The organism is Thioclava sp. JE_KL1 (assembly GCF_009296265.1).
Taxonomy (GTDB): domain Bacteria; phylum Pseudomonadota; class Alphaproteobacteria; order Rhodobacterales; family Rhodobacteraceae; genus Thioclava.
Genome location: NZ_WBJS01000131.1, coordinates 1 through 378 on the forward strand (window position 1 = coordinate 1; position 378 = coordinate 378).

Annotated in this window: 1 protein-coding gene; it reads right to left on the reverse strand. The window is 39.2% G+C overall.

Going from position 1 to position 378, the window contains the following annotated elements; all coding sequences use genetic code 11:
• The coding region (locus F8R15_RS22465) for an NAD-dependent epimerase/dehydratase family protein (protein WP_152845905.1) at positions 1 to 378 on the reverse strand (378 nt) is incomplete at both ends.

Here is a 378-nt window from a genome sequence, read left to right on the forward strand (position 1 = left end):
ATACGATCCATAACACGAACAACACCCTCAACAATATCGTCGATATAAGTAAAGTCACGCTCCATTTGTCCATTATTGAAAACATCTATCGCTTCACCCGCTAGAATCTTTTTCGTAAATGAAAAGTAGGCCATATCAGGACGACCCCATGGGCCATAAACTGTAAAGAAACGTAGACCTGTGGTTGGAATGTCATATAAATGACTATAGGCATGAGCCATCAACTCATTCGATTTTTTAGTTGCTGCATAAAGCGAGATTGGAAAATCCACCCTATCTTCAGTAGAAAATGGAATCTTAGCATTCATTCCATAAACGGAACTAGAGGAAGCATAGACCAGATGTCCAACTTTTGTTTGTCGACATCCTTCCAAAATA